Source organism: Candidatus Pelagibacter communis (assembly GCF_001180165.1).
Classification (GTDB): domain Bacteria; phylum Pseudomonadota; class Alphaproteobacteria; order Pelagibacterales; family Pelagibacteraceae; genus Pelagibacter; species Pelagibacter ubique_P.
Map to the genome: position 1 here is coordinate 1 of NZ_CVSQ01000022.1, position 6933 is coordinate 6933.

Genomic DNA, 6933 nt, shown 5'->3' on the forward strand with positions numbered 1-6933 from the left:
AAATTAAAAGGCCACTTTTGATTAAGTGGCCTTTTTTTTAAATCTTAAATAAAAAATATTTATAATGCTCAAGTGGTTAGAAAAAAATTTACCTAAAATTGTAATGGCTCCTGCTGTTGGATTAATAGGTTGGTTTGTATATGGTTTTGTGCTTTGGACTTTATATATATCTTTTACTAATTCTAAAATTTTACCGAAATATGAATTGTGGGGTTTTGGTCAGTATGAAAAGTTATGGGCATCCCGAAAATGGCTTATATCAGTAGATAATTTGCTTGTTTTCACGGCTTTATTTTTAATTTTTTGTATTGTCATTGGGATAATTTTAGCAATCTTTTTAGATCAAAAAATAAGAGCGGAAGGGGTTTTAAGAACAATCTATCTATACCCAATGGCCTTATCATTTATTGTAACAGGTACCGCTTGGAAATGGATTTTAAACCCAACTCTTGGAATTCAAAAAATGTTTATTGATTGGGGTTTTGAGAATTTTACATTTGATTGGCTGGTTAACAGGGAAATGGCAATTTACACCATAGTGATAGCAGGTGTTTGGCAATCGGCAGGATTTGTTATGGCATTATTTCTAGCGGGATTAAGATCTGTTGAGGATGAAATCGTCAAAGCTGCAAAAATTGATGGCGCTGGTTTATTTACAGTTTATTGGAGAATATTATTACCAATGATGAGACCAGTATTCTTTACAAGTTTTGTAATTTTAGTCCATATCTCAATTAAAAGTTATGATTTGATTGTTGCTTTAACCCAAGGTGGCCCAGGTATCTCTACCACGATGCCAGCTTTATTTATGACACAAGCAGCATTTCACAAAAGTCAGGTTGGATTATCTGCAGCAAGTGCAATGATGATGTTTATGGCTGTAGCCGCAGTCATTATTCCATATTTGTATTCAGAATTAAGGAGAGAAAATGCAAGATAATTTTAAACCATCTTCTTACCAACGGCTTGAACAAAAATCAAAATACACAAATATGTTTTTAAGATGGTTTTTGTATTTTGTTTTAATTCTATTTGCTTCTTATTTTATTTTTCCATTATATGTAATGGTTGTAACTTCATTAAAAACGATGGAAGAAATTCGTCAAGGAACACTTTTGTCTTGGCCGAGCGGATTAAATTTTGACTCTTGGGCAGTTGCTTGGGGAGGAAGAGGATATGGAGCGGGAGATACTTTTTTAAAACCTTATTTTTGGAATTCAATTAAGATGGTCGTGCCTGCAGTATTTTTTTCAACATTCATTGGAGCAATGACAGGATATGTTTTAACAAAATGGAGATTCAAAGGTGATAGCTGGGTTTTCTTATTTCTATTATTTGGATGTTTTATACCTTTTCAAGCAATATTACTTCCAATGGCTAGAACTTTAGGTGCATTAGGAATATCAAATTCTATTGTTGGATTAGTTTTGGTTCATACCGTTTATGGAATTCCATTTACCACTTTATTTTTTAGAAATTACTACGTATCAGTTCCAACAGAATTAGTGAAAGCAGCAAGAATTGATGGAGCAGGATTTTTTAAAATATTTTTCAAAATTTTACTTCCAATATCAGCACCGATAATTGTGGTAACAGTCATTTGGCAGTTTACTCAAATTTGGAATGACTTTTTATTTGGATCAACTTTTTCATTTGGTGAAGCAGCACCAATTCAAGTTGCTTTAAATAACATGGTTTTATCTAGTACAAGTGTTAAAGAATACAATGTTGATATGGCGTCAGCAATCATAGCAGGAGTGCCAACACTCATTGTGTATGTTTTAGCAGGTAAATATTTTATTAGAGGATTAACTTCAGGAGCAGTGAAAGGATAACAATGAAAACATTAAAAATTGAAGATCTATCAAAAAATTTTGGGTCTACAGAAGTATTAAGAAAAATTAATTTAGAGATAGATGAGGGAAATTTTTTAGTTTTATTGGGTCCTTCAGGATGTGGAAAATCCACATTATTAAACATTATTGCAGGGTTAGAGACAATAAATGAAGGTAACGTTTTTATTGATGATTATAATGTTAGTAAAGTAGAGCCAAAAGACAGAAATATTGCCATGGTTTTCCAATCGTACGCTTTATATCCATCAATGAATGTAAGAGAAAATATGATTTTTGGACTGAAGCAAGCAAAGACCTCAAAAGAAAAAATTGAACAACAGCTAGAAAAGGTATCTAAATTTTTACAAGTTGATCAATTGTTAGAAAGAAAACCGTCTCAATTGTCTGGAGGACAAAGACAAAGGGTTGCTATTGGAAGAGCATTAGTAAGAGAACCTAGAATATTTTTATTTGATGAACCTTTGTCTAACCTAGATGCAAAGTTAAGAGTTGAGATGAGAAGAGAAATTAAAAAACTTCACCAACAATTAAAAACAACAGTTGTATATGTAACTCACGATCAAACCGAAGCGATGAGTTTAGGTACAAGAATTGCAATTATGAATCATGGTGTTATTCAGCAAAATGATACTCCCGAAAATATTTACAATAAACCAAGCAATACTTTTGTAGCTGACTTTATTGGATCACCATCTATGAATTTAATTAAGGGAACTTTAAAAGAAAGTTCAGGTGAAATATCTTTTACAGCAAGCGGATCTAATTTTGAAATTCCAGTAAAAGGCTATGAATTTAAAGATAAATCTAACTTAAACAATAAAGAAGTCTACTTTGGGGTAAGACCAGAACACATTTATTTTAAAAAATCTAATGAAAGTGATTTTGAAGTATCTTTAAGAGCAGATTTAAGTGAATATATTGGTCACGAACAAATAATGACATTTGATTATGCTAATCAAGAAATTTTAGCTAAATTTCCTTCAACAATTAAAATTGAATTAGCAAAAGAAACAAAATTATATTTTGATTTAACTCAAACATCGTTATTTGACGCTCAAACAGAGGAGAGAATATAAAAATGAAAGTTAAATATTCTGATCTTAAAAATAAAAGAGTATTTATTACCGGTGGTGGTTCAGGTATTGGTGCTTCAATTGTAGAACATTTTTGTGAACAGGGAAGTGAAGTTTATTTTGTAGATATTGATTTAAAAGAAACCAAAAAACTTTTAAACAAAATTAAAAAAAATAAATTTAGAATGCCAACATTCATTGAATGTAATTTGTTAGATATTAATAAATTAGAAAAAATAATTAAAAATATTATTGCAAAAAAAGGTCCAATACATGCTTTAATTAATAATGCAGCCAATGATGATAGACATACAACAGATCAAGTAGATGAAAAATATTGGGAAAATAGAATGGCAATCAATTTAAAACATTATTTTTTTGCAGCTAAAGCTGTTGTTAAATCAATGAAAAAAATGAAAGCTGGCTCAATTGTAAATTTAAGTTCTGTTTCGTGGATGTTAGGTGAGGGAGATAAAGTTGTTTATGAAACTGCAAAATCTGCAGTAGTAGGTTTAACTAGATCTTTTGCACAAGAGTATGGAAAATATAATATCAGAACTAATTCAGTGGTCCCCGGATCTATAGCAACAGAGAGACAAATAAAACATTGGTTAACCCCCAAGTACAAAAAGCTTATTTTAGACAGTCAGGCTTTAAAAAGACAATTAAAACCTAATGATGTTGCTCAAATGGTAATGTTTTTAGCATCAGATCAATCATCTGGATGCACAAAACAAAGCTTTATTGTTGATGGTGGTATAACTTGATCTAGGTGAAAGTTGAAAGCTCTATAATCCAAAATAAATTTCTAAGAGTTCAAACTCTTAATTACGGGGCAAGTCTTTTTGAAGTTTATCATAAGAAAAACAAAATAAATTTAATTTTAAATTTAGGATCAAAAAAAAATTATCGGTATAAACATCCAAGTGTGGGATCTACTTGTGGAAGATATGCAGGAAGAATTTCCAATGCAAAATTTAAGATAGGAAATAAAAAATTTAATTTAAAGGCAAATGAGGGAAAAAATATACTTCATGGTGGAAAAACTGGTTTTTCAGCTCTTGCTTGGAATAAAATAAATAAAACAAAAGACAAAATAGTATATCAGCTCCACTCAAGTGATAACGATCAAGGATTTCCAGGAAATCTAGTTGTCAATTGTACTTATCAGCTAAGAAATAAATTTCTGATTATAAAGTATGATTACAAATCCAATAAAAGCACACATGTTAATTTAACCAATCACAGCTATTGGAATTTAGAAAAAAATAAAAAAAAGATGATTTATAATCATGAGCTAAAATTAAACTCAGCCAAATATCTTCAAATAAATAAAAATTTAATCCCAACTGGAAGAATTAAAAATATAAAAAAATCAATTTATGATTTTTCAAATTTTGAAAACATTGGAAAAAAATTAGATTATTTTAAAAACAAAAAGCTTAATATTAAATTTAAAGGTTTTGATACAACTTTTGTTGTAAAGAAAAATAATAGAAAATTAGTCGGTACTTTAAAAAATAATAACACTAATATACAAGTTGATTTTTTTTCAAATTTACCTGGTGTGCAACTTTATTTAGCACAAAATCTAAATTACAAAAAAAAAATTATTTCCCTATCAAGGCATTTGTTTAGAAACTCAATACTTTCCTGATGCACCTAATAAAAAAAATTTTCCTAGTACTTTAATTAAACCTAATAAAAGGTATACATGCTTTACAAAAATTAAAATTAGTTAATTTATGAGTAAAAAAATTAATATTTCTATAGTTGGAACAGGTTTAATGGGTTTACAACACATTAAAGCTATCCAAAAATCAAAGAAAGCAAATCTTCATTCAATAGTAGACATTAGTAATAATGCTAAAAATTTATCAAAAAAATATAAAATCCCATTGTATTCAAATGTATCAGAGCTTTTAAATTCAAAAAAACTTGATGCTGTAATAGTTGCTACCCCTAATCAATTGCATGAAAAACATACTGTAAGTTTTTTGAAAAATAAAATACCTGTTCTATTAGAAAAACCTATTTCAGATAATATTCAATCTGCAAAAAAAATTATAAATAGTGCCAACAAGAACAAAACACCATTATTGATTGGATATCATCGTCGACACAATTCAATAGTCTCTAAGGTAAAAGACGTTATTAACAAAGGTAGATTGGGTAATATTGTTTCTGCAAACGTTTTATGCTGGTTATATAAACATAAATCTTATTACAATGAAAAATGGAGAGTTAGTAAAGGTGGTGGGCCTTTAGGCATCAATTTAGTGCACGATATTGATATGATTTGTTATTTGTTGGGTTCAATAAAATATGTTCAAGCATTTACAACAAATAAAACTAGAAAATTTCAAGTAGAGGATACAGCTACAATAAGCTTGATCTTTAATTCAGGAGCGCTTTGTACACTTAATTTGTCAGATACAATTGTTGCACCCTGGAGTTATGAATTAACTGCTGGAGAAAATCCTGCATACCCAATTACCAACCAATCTGCTTATATGATTGGAGGCACCAAAGGTTCTTTACAGTTTCCCAACCTTAAATATTGGTTTTATAAAAAAGAAAGAAGTTGGTGGAACAAAATTTTTGTTAATGAAGATAAAAACAAAAAGGATGATAATACATTAGTAAATCAAATTGATCATTTTGCTGATGTAGTCGCAAAAAAAGCCAAACCAAAAGTAAATGGAAATGATGGTTTAATCTCTCTTAAAATTTTTACTGCAATAACTAAAAGTGCAAAAAATGGTAAAAAAGTAAGAATATAAAATTTTTATTAAAATTTAAATCATTCATTGTTTTGACATATTTTATTTGTTAACTTTTTATATGAAAAAAATTATCTTACTTGCTTTATTTAGTTTGTTATTTTTCACAAATTCAAATGCTGCATGTGATGATCCTTTGACAGAAGGAGTTGATTATTCCAATTGTAGGTTTTCAGATTCACAAGATTTGCAAGGAAGTTATCTTCCAAATTCAAATCTTTCCTTTGCAAGTTTCATTCAAGTAAACTTTGATAAAAGTATAATGATGACTTCAAATCTATCGTTTGGAACTTTTCCCGAATCTACCTTTGTAAGAGCTAACCTTTATGAATCGGTTTCTATCGGTGCAAATTTTGAAAAAACTAACTTTACCGGAGCTAACTTAACTAGAGTTGATTTTATGGGAGCAACTTTAATCGAGGCAAATTTTCAAAACTCTAATTTAATGGAGGCTAACTTTACTTCTTCCAACATCACCAATGCTAATTTTGATGGAGCTAATTTAACCGGAGCAACGTGGACCAATGGTCAAACTTGTGGCCCAGAGTCTATTGGTACCTGTAAACAATAATTAATGAATACTTCAGTAAATACTGATGATGTTATCTTTAATTTTTTTAAACAAATTTGTGATGAAAAAGATGATCAAAAATGTGTTGATCTTGGAAACGAATGGATAAAGGCAATGGAAACTAATTTGTCTGAAATGGAAAAAAACCTAAACGGTGCTGATTATATTAAGCATAAAGATGATATTCAAAGTAACAGAAATCATCTTGATAGCCTGAAGAACAAAACATCATCTGAGTGGAGAGCGTACGCAACTCAATGCATGATTGAAATAATGAATCATAAGAGTCAAAAATAATTTAAGAAATAAATTTTAAATCACTAGCTATATCTATTAATATAATATAAAGACTATAAGAAGGGGTGTCTTAACAGACTGAGATCATACCCTAAGAACCTGTCCGGTAATTCAGAAAGGGATAAAATGGATAAAACATATTTTTTAACTCAATCAACATCATTAATATTAGTAATCGCAATTAGTTTAATATTTGCTTTTTTAGGAATTCTTCATTCTAAAAAATTTACAGGAATTAATAATTATTTAACTGCAAATAGAAACATCGGTTTATTTTCACTTACCACAAGTCTTGTAGCATCAGCTTTAGGTGCTTGGATTTTATTTGGTCCAGTAGCGGCTGCAACATGGGG

Annotated in this window: 9 protein-coding genes and 1 pseudogene; all 10 read left to right on the forward strand. The window is 29.4% G+C overall.

What is annotated here, in order from left to right:
• Positions 1-64 precede the first annotated feature (64 nt).
• Positions 65-940, forward strand: coding sequence for a carbohydrate ABC transporter permease (locus tag AMN88_RS01660; RefSeq protein WP_075536142.1), 876 nt, complete (start codon positions 65-67; stop codon positions 938-940).
• Positions 930-1835, forward strand: coding sequence for a carbohydrate ABC transporter permease (locus AMN88_RS01665; RefSeq protein WP_075536143.1), 906 nt, complete (start codon positions 930-932; stop codon positions 1833-1835). The genes AMN88_RS01660 and AMN88_RS01665 overlap by 11 nt, the downstream gene beginning before the upstream one ends.
• 2 nt (positions 1836-1837) lie before the next feature.
• Positions 1838-2932 (forward strand): ABC transporter ATP-binding protein, encoded by a 1095-nt coding sequence (locus AMN88_RS01670; RefSeq protein ID WP_075536144.1) that lies wholly within the window; start codon positions 1838-1840, stop codon positions 2930-2932.
• Between the two features lie 2 nt (positions 2933-2934).
• Entirely contained in the window at positions 2935-3696 is a 762-nt protein-coding gene (locus AMN88_RS01675) for an SDR family NAD(P)-dependent oxidoreductase (RefSeq protein ID WP_075536145.1), read from the forward strand.
• Positions 3697-3701: 5 nt separating this feature from the next.
• Positions 3702-4586 carry an aldose epimerase family protein gene (locus AMN88_RS01680; protein ID WP_075536146.1) on the forward strand — a complete coding sequence of 295 codons (885 nt, stop codon included), beginning with the start codon at positions 3702-3704 and terminating at the stop codon, positions 4584-4586.
• Positions 4558-4671, forward strand: a complete 114-nt coding sequence (locus AMN88_RS04640; RefSeq protein WP_425319186.1) for a hypothetical protein — start codon at positions 4558-4560, stop codon at positions 4669-4671. Before AMN88_RS01680 ends, AMN88_RS04640 begins: the two co-directional genes overlap by 29 nt.
• A 3-nt stretch (positions 4672-4674) precedes the next feature.
• Positions 4675-5712, forward strand: coding sequence for a Gfo/Idh/MocA family protein (locus AMN88_RS01690; protein ID WP_075536147.1), 1038 nt, complete (start codon positions 4675-4677; stop codon positions 5710-5712).
• Between the two features lie 61 nt (positions 5713-5773).
• Positions 5774-6283, forward strand: coding sequence for a pentapeptide repeat-containing protein (locus AMN88_RS01695; protein ID WP_023854015.1), 510 nt, complete (start codon positions 5774-5776; stop codon positions 6281-6283).
• Between the two features lie 3 nt (positions 6284-6286).
• Complete coding sequence (locus AMN88_RS01700; RefSeq protein ID WP_075536148.1) at positions 6287-6580, forward strand: hypothetical protein; 294 nt, start codon at positions 6287-6289, stop codon at positions 6578-6580.
• A gap of 126 nt (positions 6581-6706) precedes the next feature.
• Positions 6707-6933: pseudogene (locus AMN88_RS01705) on the forward strand (sodium:solute symporter family transporter); the annotation flags it as partial.